Source organism: Enterococcus moraviensis ATCC BAA-383 (assembly GCF_000407445.1).
Lineage (GTDB): Bacteria > Bacillota > Bacilli > Lactobacillales > Enterococcaceae > Enterococcus_L > Enterococcus_L moraviensis.
In genome coordinates this window covers 908532-923825 of record NZ_ASWB01000001.1, presented here as the reverse complement: position 1 = coordinate 923825, position 15294 = coordinate 908532, and the positions used below count along the sequence as shown (strand labels likewise).

The 15294-nt window shown below is 35.6% G+C and carries 19 protein-coding genes; 17 read left to right on the top strand and 2 right to left on the bottom strand.

Annotated features, from left to right (window positions below):
* The first annotated feature begins 113 nt into the window (after nt 1-113).
* The 12 genes from I586_RS04355 to anmK all read left to right on the top strand — a co-directional run bounded on the left by I586_RS04355 (nt 114) and on the right by anmK (nt 9634).
* On the top strand, nt 114-428 hold the full coding sequence (locus I586_RS04355; RefSeq protein WP_010764382.1) for a TIGR04197 family type VII secretion effector: 315 nt from the start codon (nt 114-116) through the stop codon (nt 426-428).
* Entirely contained in the window at nt 425-802 is a 378-nt protein-coding gene (locus I586_RS04350; RefSeq protein ID WP_010764383.1) for a DUF3958 family protein, read from the top strand. The genes I586_RS04355 and I586_RS04350 overlap by 4 nt, the downstream gene beginning before the upstream one ends.
* Nucleotides 792-2240 (top strand): hypothetical protein, encoded by a 1449-nt coding sequence (locus tag I586_RS17435; RefSeq protein WP_016249962.1) that lies wholly within the window; start codon nt 792-794, stop codon nt 2238-2240. Before I586_RS04350 ends, I586_RS17435 begins: the two co-directional genes overlap by 11 nt.
* On the top strand, nt 2240-2575 hold the full coding sequence (locus tag I586_RS04335) for a hypothetical protein (RefSeq protein WP_010764386.1): 336 nt from the start codon (nt 2240-2242) through the stop codon (nt 2573-2575). Before I586_RS17435 ends, I586_RS04335 begins: the two co-directional genes overlap by 1 nt.
* A 178-nt stretch (nt 2576-2753) precedes the next feature.
* On the top strand, nt 2754-3185 hold the full coding sequence (locus I586_RS04330) for a hypothetical protein (RefSeq protein WP_016249961.1): 432 nt from the start codon (nt 2754-2756) through the stop codon (nt 3183-3185).
* A 129-nt stretch (nt 3186-3314) separates the two neighbouring features.
* Nucleotides 3315-4004, top strand: coding sequence for a hypothetical protein (locus I586_RS17390; protein WP_010764388.1), 690 nt, complete (start codon nt 3315-3317; stop codon nt 4002-4004).
* Nucleotides 4001-4558, top strand: coding sequence for a hypothetical protein (locus tag I586_RS04320; RefSeq protein WP_010764389.1), 558 nt, complete (start codon nt 4001-4003; stop codon nt 4556-4558). The genes I586_RS17390 and I586_RS04320 overlap by 4 nt, the downstream gene beginning before the upstream one ends.
* 569 nt (nt 4559-5127) lie before the next feature.
* Nucleotides 5128-5604: a hypothetical protein gene (locus tag I586_RS16900; RefSeq protein WP_010764391.1), complete on the top strand. Its 477-nt coding sequence runs from the start codon at nt 5128-5130 to the stop codon at nt 5602-5604.
* 171 nt (nt 5605-5775) lie between these two features.
* The gene (locus I586_RS04305) at nt 5776-6201 is read left to right on the top strand and encodes a hypothetical protein (protein ID WP_010764392.1); all 426 of its coding nucleotides are present in this window, start codon (nt 5776-5778) and stop codon (nt 6199-6201) included.
* A 670-nt stretch (nt 6202-6871) separates the two neighbouring features.
* Nucleotides 6872-8116, top strand: coding sequence for a PTS sugar transporter subunit IIC (locus tag I586_RS04300; protein WP_244147867.1), 1245 nt, complete (start codon nt 6872-6874; stop codon nt 8114-8116).
* Between the two features lie 91 nt (nt 8117-8207).
* Nucleotides 8208-8471: a hypothetical protein gene (locus I586_RS04295; protein WP_010764394.1), complete on the top strand. Its 264-nt coding sequence runs from the start codon at nt 8208-8210 to the stop codon at nt 8469-8471.
* A gap of 35 nt (nt 8472-8506) precedes the next feature.
* Entirely contained in the window at nt 8507-9634 is a 1128-nt protein-coding gene (anmK, locus tag I586_RS04290) for an anhydro-N-acetylmuramic acid kinase AnmK (protein WP_010764395.1), read from the top strand.
* Nucleotides 9635-9848: 214 nt separating this feature from the next.
* Here anmK and I586_RS04285 read toward each other — a convergent pair whose 3' ends face one another.
* Nucleotides 9849-10877, bottom strand: a complete 1029-nt coding sequence (locus I586_RS04285; RefSeq protein WP_010764396.1) for a lactonase family protein — start codon at nt 10875-10877, stop codon at nt 9849-9851.
* 190 nt (nt 10878-11067) lie between these two features.
* Here I586_RS04285 and clpX point away from each other — a divergent pair, with 190 nt between their 5' ends.
* Both clpX and yihA read left to right on the top strand, forming a co-directional pair.
* Nucleotides 11068-12321, top strand: a complete 1254-nt coding sequence (gene clpX / locus I586_RS04280; RefSeq protein WP_010764397.1) for an ATP-dependent Clp protease ATP-binding subunit ClpX — start codon at nt 11068-11070, stop codon at nt 12319-12321.
* Between the two features lie 147 nt (nt 12322-12468).
* The gene (gene yihA, locus I586_RS04275) at nt 12469-13050 is read left to right on the top strand and encodes a ribosome biogenesis GTP-binding protein YihA/YsxC (protein WP_010764398.1); all 582 of its coding nucleotides are present in this window, start codon (nt 12469-12471) and stop codon (nt 13048-13050) included.
* Between the two features lie 46 nt (nt 13051-13096).
* Here the strand turns inward: yihA and I586_RS17355 are convergent, their stop codons facing one another.
* A complete protein-coding gene (locus I586_RS17355) occupies nt 13097-13246 on the bottom strand; it encodes an SPJ_0845 family protein (protein WP_010764399.1) in 150 nt (49 codons plus the stop codon).
* A gap of 220 nt (nt 13247-13466) precedes the next feature.
* On the opposite strand from I586_RS17355, the gene yidD reads away from it, so the two are divergent.
* The 3 genes from yidD to I586_RS04260 all read left to right on the top strand — a co-directional run bounded on the left by yidD (nt 13467) and on the right by I586_RS04260 (nt 15281).
* Nucleotides 13467-13757 carry a membrane protein insertion efficiency factor YidD gene (gene yidD / locus I586_RS04270; protein ID WP_010764400.1) on the top strand — a complete coding sequence of 97 codons (291 nt, stop codon included), beginning with the start codon at nt 13467-13469 and terminating at the stop codon, nt 13755-13757.
* Nucleotides 13758-13777: 20 nt separating this feature from the next.
* Nucleotides 13778-14653, top strand: a complete 876-nt coding sequence (locus I586_RS04265) for an ROK family protein (RefSeq protein ID WP_010764401.1) — start codon at nt 13778-13780, stop codon at nt 14651-14653.
* A 178-nt stretch (nt 14654-14831) separates the two neighbouring features.
* Nucleotides 14832-15281 (top strand): DUF1307 domain-containing protein, encoded by a 450-nt coding sequence (locus tag I586_RS04260; RefSeq protein WP_010764402.1) that lies wholly within the window; start codon nt 14832-14834, stop codon nt 15279-15281.
* Nucleotides 15282-15294: the final 13 nt, after the last annotated feature.

Here is a 15294-nt window from a genome sequence, read left to right as displayed (position 1 = left end):
TTTTATAGCATCTAGAAATATTTGATAACTATAAGGCATATAAATATGGCAAAATGAAAGTTAAGGGGTTTGAAGTACGAAAAGGTAAAAAACAAGGTAGAGGGGTTTGTAAAATGTCGGGAATCAAAAGCAGCCTAACCGTGGCAGGAGGGGTTTCAGCTCAGCTTAGTCAAGCAGCAAGTGGATTTTTATCTGTGAACGAAGTGACAAGCAGGGCGGAACGAACGACAGTCAATGGAAATAATAATGCAAAAAACAGTTTAGCAAGTATTCATAGCAGGGGACAGCGTGTATCAAACGCAATTGCTCGTGATGGTAATAATATTCATTCTGTAGCACAAGAATTCAGTATAATCGATCAAAAAATCAAAAAAAGTTTTGAGCTACCATTATTTTCTCCAACTCTTGGAGGTGGAAAACGCGAATGAATGAAGATGAAAAAGAATTGAAAATTAATCAACAATTACGGCAAGTAGGAATAGATCAAGATGAGAATCGTCGCAAGATTCGTGAGCTAGAAGATTTGGAAGCGGATTATTTTTCAATTCATCAACAAGAACAACGATATTATCAGGAGTTGATTGGCAATAACCAAGGCTCTCAATTGATCAGCCACTTTATGGTATTAGATGAAGAAGCGAACCATCTACATCAATATGATCGTCAACGCTTAGAAGATACGGCAGAGTATTTAGTAAGTAAAGAAGTAAGGTTAAGGGATCTAGAAGAGGAATTGTACATTGAGCGTAAGCAGTTGTTCTCTAATGGAGAAGAGGCGGAGGACAATCGCTATGGCTATTGATTTTTATGTAGGCGAAGTAAAATCACAAAGTGCCGCTGCCAAACAAATGGCCAATGAATATATTCAGTTTTGCGGTACACTGAAAGATAGCGTGAATGCCTTTATGAATGCGCCGCTTTCCAGTAAAACATACGATTCAGCGAAACTTTATTTCTCAGCGGTCTATCCATCTTTGGCCAGTGGGTTTATACTAGCATGTGAAGCCTTAGTGGAAGCGCATAGTAAATTTCCTGAAGAATTTCAATCATCAGTGGATACCTGTGATGTCATCGAAGAACAAATAAAAGCAGAAATTGCGCAAGGGCAAGCCTTACTCGAAAATATGGCACGTACGATGGATAAAGAAAAAGAACCAAACCAACGCATGGAACAACGTTATATGGGCGTACAAAGTTCGATTCAAAAAAATGAAGAAAAACTGCAGAATTTGTATGATTTTAATGCCAGTTCTCCCAGTTTGTTTGCGGATTTTGAAGCACAGTTAGCTAATTTAGATGCAGGACTAGCGGAGGTTGAAAAAGGTGCAGCGTGGAATTCAGCTTCGGGAACATTCGAATTATCGAGAATGAGTTTGTCTTGGACAAAACCGATTGGACAAGCTTGGGATAAACGACAGAAGAAGATTGATGCGAAATTGAAAGCATTTGAACAGGCCAATCAAAAAATTGGCTATCAATTTGACGAAGCAGGCAATTTAATTGGTGTGTTTGTGAATGGAGAATTTGATCCAAAAAGAACAAAAGAAATACAAGGAATGATTCAATTAGAAGATATAAAAGGGTTGAGAGGTTTAGGATCAGGATTTCTCGATCAATGGGCCAACAATAACGGAAAGTCAATTTTAAATGAACTATTTGGTGAAAGACAAGTTAATCCTCACCTGTCAGGAACTAGTGGATACGCAAATGGTCAGATTCTGGCGGATTTATTTTCATTGTTTCAAGGTGGTGCAGAGTTTGTCGGCGGCACTATTTGGATGGGTGGTGGCACTTTAGGTTCCTTACTTTTGGCACCAGGAACTGGTGGAGCATCTGTAACCACAATTCCAGCGATAAATGCTAGTGGTCTTGCTATCTCTGGTCATGGTATTGGAACATTTCTTAATGCTTTTGGTAGTTTGAAAGATGGGAAATATCAAGGGAATGTACCTAAGATAGAGAATATGAAAGAGTTCTTTGAAACAGAATTTGGCTCTAAGATTAAAGGGAAAGTATCCAAAACAAAGAAAAATTACGATGGTCAATCTGTTTATAAAGTAGATAAAAAGGTTTCAGAATATATTCGAAAAGGTGATCAATTCTATTTAGATGGCTATCATATGGACCATTTGGAAGTGTTTGACAAACAGGGCAAGATAAGATATGTATTAAATTTAGATGGATCAATGAACGCAAAAAAAACAGCTGCAGCCGTTAGTCAAGGAAGGAGAATTCCATAATGTTAACAGATGATTTAAAAAAAATAATAGAGCTACTACTGAAGGTCAATAGATTATATGAAAATAAGATTTTTGATGCTAGTGAAATTCTAGAACTTAAAGAAAATACTGAAGGGATGTACACGGAACTGTCCAATTTAAAAAATACAATTAACACATTAAATAGCATGGAATCAAAAGATGCTGAAGAACTAGTTTCTAGTTTTGTAGGATTGTATTCAGATTTGAACATGATTATAGATAATGTTACAGAAGTCAAAGAATTTTTGGTGCAAGGATTTCCAAATATGGAACGGATCTATGAAGAACAGACGGGGAAAAAATTAGATAGTTAGTATTAACAATAATATGAAACTGGATAACTTGTTAGCAATGATGTTTCTTTGAATATTTTTTTAGAAGAATGGATTCTCATTCTTCTTTTTATTCGTATGGATGAAATACTAACTATGAACTTCATCCAGTAAAACATACGATTCAGCGAAACTTTATTTCTCAGCGGTCTATCCATCTTTGGCCAGTGGGTTTATACTAGCATGTGAAGCCTTAGTGGAAGCGCATAGTAAATTTCCTGAAGAATTTCAATCATCAGTCGATACCTGTGATGTCATCGAAGAACAAATAAAAGCGGAAATTGCGCAAGGGCAAGCCTTACTCGAAAATATGGCACGTACGATGGATAAAGAAAAAGAACCAAACCAACGCATGGAACAACGTTATATGGGCGTACAAAGTTCGATTCAAAAAAATGAAGAAAAACTGCAGAATTTGTATGATTTTAATGCCAGTTCTCCCAGTTTGTTTGCGGATTTTGAAGCACAGTTAGCTAATTTAGATGCAGGACTAGCAGAGGTTGAAAAAGGTGCAGCGTGGAATTCAGCTTCGGGAACATTCGAATTATCGAGAATGAGTTTGTCTTGGACAAAACCGATTGGACAAGCTTGAGATAAACGACAGAAGAAGATTGATGCAAAATTAAAAGCGTGTCGTTTAGAACATCAAGATATTACCTATACCTTTGATGAATACGGTAACGTAACGGGTGTTTATGTCGATGGTACGTTTGATTCTAAAATGACATTAATGGTGCAAGAAGCTATTGCAACCAATAACTGGAACGGGCTTAAAGCATTAGGCGTTGGTTTAGCTGATAAAATTTATAAAAACATTGGCTTAACGGGACTAATGGGTGAGAGAACCTTAGACCCAAATGCAGTTGGCACGAAACCCTATGCGGTCGGACAACTGATTGGTGACCTGACATCAATCGTTGGTGGAGCAACTGAATTTGTTGGTGGCTTCTCATGGTTTGTCGGAGGAAACAGCTTTTCATTTGCAGGAGCACCATTTACAGGTGGAGCTACTTTAGCATTGAGCCCAGCAGCAACAGCAAGTGGAACAGCAGCAATGGCTCATGGATCAGGAACGATTGTGAATGCTTTTGGCAGTATTGTTAGCGGATATGATGCTTCAAAACATCCAAACGGGATTTATAAAGATGCGGATTATCATACAGGTAAAGGAAATTCTGTGAAAAGTAAGAAACCTAAAAATGGACAAGATGCTTTAGATAATTCTCTTCCGTTAAGAGATACAACTCAAAGAAGGGTATCGCTGAGTAATGATGAGTTTGTTGTAATCGATAGCTCTGGTGATGGCACATTTCATGGTCATGTTCGTACTTGGGATGAACTGAGTCCTAAAATGAAAGCTGTTTTCCAAAAAGCTGGATTAGTAAACAAGAAGGGAAAAATTATTAAATGAAAACTTTACTAACTTTAAATTTAGCAGATGACAAATATTTGCAAATCAATAGTGTAAATGATGGGAAAAAACTCTATTTTCATGATGAAACAACCATAAAGTATTTAGATAACAATAGAGAGATTATTTTATTTAAAGATTCTTTACATGAGGGACTTGAATCCTTAAAAAATATGTTATTACTTTCGCTGAATAATGAATTACCAGTTTCAGAAAAAGTTTTTTTAACAGGTGTCGGATATGAATGGAATATCTATTATCATAATTTAGATGTTTTTTCGGAAGAAGACCCAACTGAACTGTATAGTTTGTGGTCAGTGTCTCCAAAAATTGGTAGTGCTTCATGGATATATAATAGAAATTCAAAAATTTTCTTTGAAATTAGTCCACAATATTTATGGGATTTTATAGATAGTCATGCAAATGAAGAGCAAATAACATTTGAAGAATTTATGGCTTCTTATACATTTGATGCGCAATTTAGTATAGACAGAAAGGTTTGTATGGAAATGGTGCAGACGCTAAAAGAAATGTTGGAGACGATTGAACTATAGACTATAAGTATGACGTTATGAAAACTTTGGCCTAGCTGGACTAATGGGTGAGAGAACCTAAGACTGAAATGCGCTCGGACAACTGAAGCTTCACTTTGGCTCAATAAAAAATAAAGAGGAAGCTAGAGACGGATAAGCATAGAACATTTAGAGAAGTGACTAGTGAGGGGGCTATCTTAATTGATGATTCCTTAATTCAATACATCGGTAACACTATCAAATGGGTAAATAGTCATTGGAATGATTTCTCACATTTTAGCACTGTAATTAACTATTATGGGATTACATTTTTTGAAGGGGCAGAAATAAGTGAACTTGAATTGATTTTGGAAAATTGGAAGAATATATTTGAAGTAGCTCCAGAGGAATTCCTGTTAAAAACGGATTATGATCTTGAAGAGATGAGTTTTACGAGAGAAAAATTTTCGAAGATAAACACTCTTAAGCAGTTAGAAGATGTTGTACAACAGTGTTAGCGCACGGGATACAAGCAAAATACTTGTTCATTTTGGTATATAAAAGGCGTAAAACGATTTAGAAAAAAAGTCGTTACATTAATTTAGCGCCAGATGAATCAATTATTTCCTTTGGAAAAAAATAATGAAATGAAGGGAATATATTTGGCATTAGAACATGAATTTGCACTATTTAAATCAGAAAAAGAAATAGTTTTTAATAAAGAAAGCAGAAAAAGTATGATTAGGATAGATGATTATTTCATTATTTACACGATGGATACTTTAATGTGGATACCTAGCTATTGGGAAAATTTAGAACAGAAAAAAATGGGAATCAATTACTATGGCACGACGTTATTTAATGAAGAAGGAACAAAAAAACTATTACAACTTATCGTTTCTTGGCAACAAGTATTTAATAATTCACCAGAAAAATTTGATCTTTCAACTGAGTTTATTGCTGAAGATGGAGTATTTTACAAAGAAAAGGTAGAAAAGAAAGTTCTATTGTCAAAACTTAATAATTTAGAAAATTTATGTAGAGAAGCGTTAGAGCAAGAAATGTTGCTTGTTCATTTTGGCGTTTAATTTACATTTTATTGAATGAATAGAGACTGATATATATACTGTTTAAAGAAGTGAATAGTGATGGAGCTGTTTTTAATACAACAAATTTACAAGAATAATGTAAAGTGTGTTGATTAAGCACTTGATGGTTATACAATATCTTTTTTTTAAATAATTGATAGGAGAATGTATATGGCGTTACAACATGAATTTGAAATATTTAAAAACATTGAAGAGGTAATTTTTACTAAAGAATCTAGAAAGAAAATGGTAAAGGTAGATGATTTTTTAATTTTGTACATTATAGATTCTTTAGGATGGATTCCCTCTTATTCTAAAAACTTTGTTCATAAATCTATGGGATTTGATTATTATGGAAGGACATATTTAGATATAGAAGGAATTACTACTTTGAATAGTATTGTTGGTGGGTGGATTCAATTATTCGAGCAAGCACCAGCTATAATTGAGTTAACAATGGACTATGATATGGATAAAGGGAGATTTAATAAGGAAAAAGTAGAAAAGGAGAATATCTTGAATCAATTACAAAAATTATCAGCACTTTGTAAAAAAGCCATAGAGAATGAATATATTTTGGTTCATTTTGGTATTTAATCCATAAAGATAATAATTTTTTAGAAGAACGAGAATCCGTTCTTCTATTTTTGGTGCCATTATCTAACCGATAAATTTTAATGCGTAGCATCGAGTCCTAAAATAATCACTGTTTTTCATAGAACAATGCGCAGAACTACTTAGCTACTTTATTTCCAAATAAAACCAGCAGATACAAAAAGTATCCGCTGGTTTTTTTTATTATCCACTCTTTTTTTTAGAAATTTAATTTCAGTGATGCGTCGTGTTTTTAGAAACCAAACATAGTTTGCAGTAAATGGAATGTGACGTTTTATTGGTTTTTTTGATATTTTAATTGAAATTTTATTTCGTTTTTTATGTAAAAATGTTGAAAAAAAAGTTTTTTAACTGTATGATGAGTTTGTCGATGAGATGAAGAACGAATGATCGATAGGTGTTACAGAAGTAGTAAACGATAAATGCGGAAAACAGAAAAATAGGAGGAGTGTAGGCTTTAAATGGTTTAAATCAATTCGTAATTATTGTTTCGTTCGGTAACTTGAATTTAGAGAAATGCTATTATGTTTTTATTTGAGTATTAGAGTTACTCGTTTTTGTAAGGGCTTTTATAAGTGAGTTAAATGTAAAATAGGAGATGAGCACATTGAAAAAATTTACTGAGTTTATTGAAGAACATTTAGCGGGTCCGATGGCGAAGTTAGCGAATCAGCGTCATTTACGCGCAATTAGAGATGGAATCATTGCAACATTGCCTTTGATCATTATTGGTTCGTTTTTCTTGATTATTGCCTTTCCGCCACTACCAGCAGATTGGGGTGTTACACAATTTTTAACCTCAAATGCAGCAACGATTTTACTGCCATATAGAATGACAATGTACATTATGACTCTTTATGCAACGTTTGGGATTGGGGCTAGTTTATCCAAAACGTATAATTTGGATGTTATTTCAGGAGGGATTCTAGCAACGATTGCGTTTTTATTAACGTTTGTTCCTGTCAATATTCCAGCTGAAGCGTTGGATGCGGCTGGTACGGCTGGGTTTGTATTGCCAATGGCTAATTTAGGTGGCGGCGGTATGTTTGTTGGAATTATTACCTCGATTTTAGCAGTTGAAATTTATCGGTTAACAGATAAATCAAAATTCAAAATCACGATGCCTGAACAAGTACCACCAGCTGTAGCTCGATCATTTGAAACGTTGACGCCAACGTTGATTGTTATTTTAGGAATTTCAACATTGACATACTTTATTGGGTTTGATTGGCATTCTACGATTTCTAAAATTGTAAGCCCTTTAGTAAGCGCAGCAGACAGTTTGCCAAGTGTGTTACTTTTAATTTTTATGATTACATTTTTTTGGTCATTCGGGATTCATGGTGTATCGATCGTTGGCTCATTAGCTCGACCATTATGGTTACAATTGTTGGATGGAAATACAGCTGCAATGGCTGCTGGAAAAGAGTTGCCAAATATCGCGGCAGAACCTTTCTATCAATGGTTTATTTGGATCGGTGGATCAGGATGCACCATTGGTTTAGCTTTATTATTAGCGTTTAAAACAAAATCTCAGTTTGCCTCAAAACTAGGAAAAGCAACTTTAGCACCTGCTATTTTTAATATCAATGAACCATTGATTTTCGGAACACCGATTGTATTAAATCCGATTTTGATCATTCCGTTTATTTTAACGCCAATGGTCACAGCAACGATTGCTTGGTTTGCGACACAGCTTGGATTAGTGAATCGAGTGATTTTTACTGCTCCTTGGACATTGCCTGGCCCAATCGGCGCTTATTTAGCAACAGGTGGAGACTGGCGAGCAGCGGTGTTAAATGTACTTTTGATCATTATATCTGTTGTAATCTATTATCCATTTGTGATGATTTACGATAATAATGAACTCGAAAAAGAACACGCTATTGCAAAATAACATCAGTGCATGAAATAGGATAGGGATGGAACGAAAATGTCTTTTAATTCGTTTTCGTTCCTCACCTTCCTTAAAGCTAGGAGGCAGTAAAATGACGAAAATCGTGTTTATGACAGCAAGTGTTTTATTTATTGTGATTGGGTTGATACTAACGCATTATTTAAAAAAGAAACATCTATTGCCAAACCGTTGGGTGATCGGCTGTGCTGTATTTTTGATTGCACTAATTCCCACACTTTTATTTCCTACTATGCCAGATGGAATAAAACAAGGAATCTACGGAGTGAGTGGTATATTGGCTGTTGTTTTTTTTGAAAGTAGTCGCCTATTAACAGAACAAAATAGAACAAAGTAAAATCAATAAGAAAATTTCAAATAGAGGAGAAAAAGATGGTGTATGCTATTGGTTTAATGTCAGGAACTTCTTTAGACGGTATCGATGCAGCATTAGTGGAAATTTCTGGTAAAGATGAAACCACGACCGTAAAGTTGATTGATTTTTTAACAGCTCCATTTAATAACCAAACACTAAACAGAATTCGTGAAGCGCTATCGTTAGATCAGTCAGATGTAGAAAAAATTTGTTCATTGAATATTGAGCTAGGGGAAAAATTTGCTCAAGCTGCTCTAGATGTTTGCGAGAAAGCTGGAATAGCATTAGATGAGCTAGACTTTATTGGTAGCCATGGTCAAACGCTATTCCATATTCCATTTGCTCGTGAACCATTTTATGCCTCGACCTTGCAAATTGGAGATCCAGCAGTAATTTGTGAATGGACTAAAACGACGGTGGTTTCGAATTTTAGAGAGCGAGATATGGCTGTGGGAGGACAAGGTGCGCCGATTGTGCCTTATTCTGAATATGTGCTGTACCAAAAGCCAAACACGACAAGATTGCTACAAAATATCGGGGGAATCGGAAATGTTACGGTGATTCCAAAATCAGGAAAAATAAATGAGATGGTTGCGTTTGATACGGGACCTGGAAATGTTATCATGAATGAGCTATGTTTGCATTTTTTTGATCAGGAATATGATAAAGACGGTGCATATGCTAGTCAAGGGAACGTGAGTCAAGCCTTGTTGAAAGAACTAATGGCACATCCGTATATTCAAAAAACCTATCCCAAAACAACTGGACGAGAAGATTTTGGCAAGCAATTTACAACAATACTACTTGAGAAATGGTCTCTCAGTCCAAAGGATTTTATCGCAACAGCCACAATGTTTACTGCCGCATCTATCGCTCAAGCGGTTCAACCTTTTATTGAAGGGCAAACTGAATTGATCATTGGTGGAGGAGGAAGTTATAACAAAACACTGATTGAAATGATCCAAACAGAACTTCCAGATGTTCATGTAATGATCCAAGAGGATATCGGCTTTTCTTCAGAAGCAAAAGAAGCGATTGCCATGGCGGTTTTAGCAAATCAAACGTTACAACATTCTTCTGGCAATGTCCCAAATGCCACAGGTGCTAAAAAGTTTGTACCATTAGGAAGTATTACCTATTATTAAGGGAAGATCCAAAGTGAGACAGTAGTAAGAAGTGCTGCAACAACGTCACTAAACATGATCAGTTATTGTAATAGATGGTTTATTCTATGTTTCACGAAACGTTAAGCAAATAATTGAAATGATCCAAGGGACAAAAGTAGAATCTGCAAACGATGAAAATTAAAAAGAAGAGAGGCTGAGATATAACTCTACGAGTCATATCTCAACCTCTTTTTTATTTAAAATAAACACAAACACATTCTGGTGCATAAACCTCTTTTTGAATCATTTCTAAAAGACCCGTTGCTTCATCACGACGGTAAAGCGTTAAGTTATCTGTATTTTGATTTGCTGCAACAACAAATTTTCCACTTGGGTCTAAATCAAAATCTCTAGGGATTTCGCCCTCAGTAGAGATCAATTGGATACGTTCTATTGTACTGCCGTCTTCTGCTGTTTGATACACTGCAATTGAATCATGTCCACGGTTTGAGGCATAGACAAAACGTCCGTCTGCTGAAATACGAATCGCAGCACCACCATTAAATTCAGTAAACCCATCAGGTAATGTTGACACTTTTTGAACTTGTTCAAAGGAACCATCTGCCGCGTTATACGCTAATACAGTTACAGTGCTGTCTAACTCTCCAAAAAGATAGGCAAATTGATTGTTTGGATGGAAAACTAAATGACGAGGACCTGTTCCCGGTTCTGCTACGTATTGGGCAACCTCTGATAGTTTACCCTCTTCGCTTACATCATACGTATAAACACGATCAGTCCCTAGGTCACAGACCACTAAACGACGATCTGGCGTTAAGTCTGTATAGTGAACATGGGCATTGTCTTGATTTTCATGTGGTCCAGTTGGTTCATCATGGACGATTTTATCCGTATGTTCTAACTGTCCATCGGCTAAAATACGGTAAACATGAACGATCCCTTGATGGTAATTGGCACCAAAAACAAGTTGTTTTTCTTCATCAAGCGCGACATAACACGGAGGAGCGCCAGCTTCAGTGACTTTATTCAATAAGTCGAAGTGTCCATCATGGTTTTTATAAGCAGCCATACCGCCTTCACCATCAACAGAAGTGACATTGAACAAGTCGCCTTTTTGATTTAGAGCTAAGTAAGTTGGGCTCGTTTCTTCTACTAATAACGTTGCGTCTGAAAGTGTTTCTTTATCTGTATCCAGCGTTATTTGATAAATCCCTTTACTTTCTCTACGTGTATAAGTTCCTAATAAAATTTGTTCCAGCATGAAATTCCCTCCATTTTTTACTGAATTTTTTACAAGAATCAGCAATTGATTTAACTCTTTTAGTATAACATAAGAATTCATTTATTTATCAAATCTTTACAAATCCAATGTTCGCATTTTCACTTGATTTATGCTATTATATTTTAAGACTGTATCGACAGTCATTTTTAATTTTAGAGGGGTGACACGCATGTACGATAATACAAATAGCAACAATGGTACAGTTCGCTGTTCATTCTGTGGTAAAACACAAGAAGAAGTGAAAAAAATCGTTGCAGGACCAGGTGTCTATATTTGTAATGAATGTATAGACCTATGTAAAGAGATTATTGATGAAGAATTTTACGACGAAGCCGTACGTGAATTAACGGATGTCCCAAAACCTCAAGAAATATTGGATGTCTTAAACGAATATGTAATTGGACAAGATCAGGCAAAACGCTCATTAGCAGTGGCTGTCTATAATCACTATAAACGTGTAAATCAATCAGAAAATTCAAGCTCGGAAGATGTAGAGTTACAAAAGAGCAATATTTGTTTAATTGGCCCAACAGGTTCTGGGAAAACATTTTTAGCCCAAACATTGGCTAGAACACTAAATGTACCTTTCGCAATTGCAGACGCAACAAGCTTAACAGAAGCGGGCTATGTAGGAGAAGACGTAGAGAACATTCTATTGAAACTATTACAATCTGCTGATTTTAATGTGGAACGCGCTGAAAAAGGGATCATTTATATTGATGAAATCGATAAAATTGCCCGTAAGAGCGAAAATGTTTCGATTACAAGAGATGTTTCAGGTGAAGGTGTACAACAAGCCTTACTTAAAATCTTGGAAGGAACGGTTGCTAGTGTACCACCACAAGGCGGACGTAAGCATCCACATCAAGAATTTATCCAAATCGATACAACAAATGTGTTGTTTATTGTCGGCGGTGCTTTTGATGGAATCGAAAACATGGTCAAAAATCGTTTAGGCGAGAAAACAATCGGTTTCGGTACAAAAAATAGCAAGCTGAATGAAGACGAAAGTGTGATGCAACAAATCATTCCAGAAGATCTATTGAAATTCGGTTTGATTCCTGAATTCATCGGACGCTTACCAGTTACAGCTGCTTTAGAGAAGTTAACGACGGATGATTTGGTTCGGATCTTGACTGAACCTAAAAATGCATTAGTCAAACAATATCAAAAATTATTGTCTTTAGATGATACAGAATTAGAATTCGAGCCAGAAGCACTACGTGGAATTGCCAATAAAGCAATTGAACGTAATACTGGCGCTCGTGGTTTACGTTCTATCATTGAAGAAATCATGATGGATGTTATGTTTGATGTACCGTCAGATGATTCAATCGAAAAAGTCATCATCACAGAAACAGCTGTTGAAGGTACAGGTAAACCAGTAATAGTTTCGAATAAAAAAGATAAAAAAGCTGGTTAATTAAGGTTGGGACAGAGGCGTTTCGTTTCGAGAAGTAAGAAGAATTTGATGAAAAGTTTTTGGCTTTTCTCTCGTTCAACCTATTTCCGAACAACTGCTTCTGTCCCACTGTTTTTTATTGAGTTTAAAAAGAATGGAGGGTAAACGATGAAAGTTCATAATGCAGAAATTATTATAAGTGCAGTGTCCCCTAAGCAATATCCGGAAACAGAACTTCCAGAAATTGCTTTAGCAGGTCGCTCAAATGTCGGAAAATCGTCCTTTATCAATACGTTGATCAATCGGAAAAATTTGGCTAGAACCTCTGGCAAACCAGGGAAGACACAAACATTGAATTTTTACTTGATCGAAGAGGCATTGCATTTTGTCGATGTTCCTGGATATGGTTACGCAAAAGTTTCTAAAACGGAGCGTGCGAAATGGGGCGAAATGATCGAAACGTATATGACAACAAGAGAACAATTAAAAGCCGTTGTTTCTTTAGTTGATTTGCGTCATGCACCAACACAAGAAGATATCCAAATGTATGAGTTTTTAAAATACTATGATATTCCAGTGATCGTTGTGGCGACGAAAAAAGATAAAATTCCTCGTGGTAAGTGGAATAAGCATGAAAGTATCATCAAAAAAGCGTTGAATTTTGACAAATCTGATGATTTTATTCTTTTCTCTTCACAAACAAAAGAGGGCAAAGAAGAAGCTTGGCAAGCGATTGAAAAGTATTTATAATAAAAAATTAGCTTTGACATCTCCAAGAGTCGTCAAAGCTAATTTTTTATTGTTCCTTCTTTTTTTCTTCTTTTTGTGCCGCTTTTGCTGCTTGCTTTTCAAGTTCTTCTTTTGGCATTTCAACTTTTTTAGGGTCTACTGCAAAAGAATCAAACAATTTATCTAAGTCGTCAGTACGTTCAAATTTTAAGCCCATCGTAATTTGCTCCATTTCATTTTAGATTGATTGAAGAGAAGACCTGATATCAGAATCAGTCGCTTCTTATTATAATTTTATCATCCTTTTAGAAATTTGAATAGTTTTCTTTTTTAAGTGTTAGGAATTTTTATGAAAATAGTTCGTTTTTGTATTTGTAAACTTGCATTCAATTATAAAACAAGGTATAGTTTTTTCGTATATAGAAAAGAGGGAAGAAATGGCAGGAAACGTTTTTATTGGAATGGTCCGTTTTTACCAAAGATTTATTTCACCGGGACTTCCGCCTAGTTGTCGTTATCATCCAACCTGTTCACAATATATGATTGATGCGATCCAAACACATGGCAGTATCAAAGGGGTAACGATGGGGACAGCAAGGTTTTTAAGGTGTCATCCACTTACAAAAGGTGGAATTGATTATGTACCATTGAAATTTAGCTTAAAGAGAAATCCAGATCAAGAATATCATGGTCCTTATAATTATAGAAGAAATAAACAGACTAAATAGACGAAGGTGGGCATTTTGAGATGGCAATATTAGCATTTGATTTTGGTGGGTCAGCAGTAAAACATGGAATTTGGAACGGACAGGAGATGTTGAATAAAGGGAAATTCACTACTCCTAAAACGTGGGAAGAAATGAAAGCGTCTTTATTAACGGTGTTTGAAGAGTCAAACCAAGTATTAGAAGGTGTAGCATTTAGTGCACCTGGAGTAGTAGACGCTGATAAGCAGATGATCAATGGTATTTCGGCAATTCCATATATTCATAGATTTAACATTTATAAAGAATTAGAGGAGCTGTTCAATCTACCTGTTGCAATCGAAAATGATGCAAATTGTGCAGGGATGGCGGAAATTTATGAAGGGGCGGCCAAAGGAAAACAAGAGGTTGCGTTTGTTGTTGTTGGAACGGGAATCGGTGGTGCAATTTTTCATAAAGGAGAAATCACAAAAGGTGCCCATCTTTATGGCGGAGAATTTGGTTTAATGTACTTAAATGATGGGAAAACATTTAGTCAATTAGGAACAGCAGTCCAAATGGCTTGGCGCTATTGTGAACGAAAAGGGGTAGAAAAAGAAACCTTTTCTGGAGAAGATGTGTTTCATTTCGCGGAGACTGGTGATGAACTGGCTAAAGAAGAAGTGAATAATTTTTACGAGTATTTAACACAAGGATTGTTTAGTATTCAATTTTCTCTTGATCCAGAGATCATCGTTTTAGGTGGCGGGGTTTCTGCTAAAAAAGGATTACTAGATGAAATCAATCGTCGTATGAAAGAAAAACTAGCGCATTTTGAGTTGAATGACTTTGTCCCGCAAATAGTGACGTGTAAATATGAAAATGATGCAAACCTGATTGGAGCAGCGGCTAATTTTATAGCCATCCACAAAAATAGATAAGGGCTAATGAATGCAAGCTGCTATTTTCCACTGGCCTTCAAAATTGAATAGTAGACTAAAAAAAGACAGTAAAACCACATTGGTTTTATTGTCTTTTTTACTTTTATAGGATAATAGGAGACTTTTAATTATTTATTTGTTACAATATATATAGTTTAAGAAGAAAGAAGGTAAAAGGATGAAAAAAAATGTTTTTTGTATTATGGGGATGTTTGTGCTATTTTCCCTTTCCGCCTGTACAGAACAAGAACAGACGACAACCTTTGTTTTGAAACAAGATGATGAAAATGTAAAAGTTCAAAATATTCACAAGAAAGACGAATTATCGAAGCAAAAAATTACGACAACGATTCAGTATAAGACAATGGGCATAACAACCAAAACAAAAGCAGAGAAGCTGTTGGAGCCTAGTAAAAAATTGTACAGCGATAAAAAAGGGATTCACTATACCATTGATTTTACTGAAAAAGCAGCCGTAGAAACCATTGAAGTGGACTTGAAAAAAGTATCAACGAAAGATGCCAAGGAAATCTCGCTTATCTCGTTGCCAAATGAATCATTTGCTACTGCAAGTGAAGAGGCAAATGAAGCGCAACTTATAAAGTTAGGGTTTAAAAAAGAAAAATAGAAAAGGAGAAGAA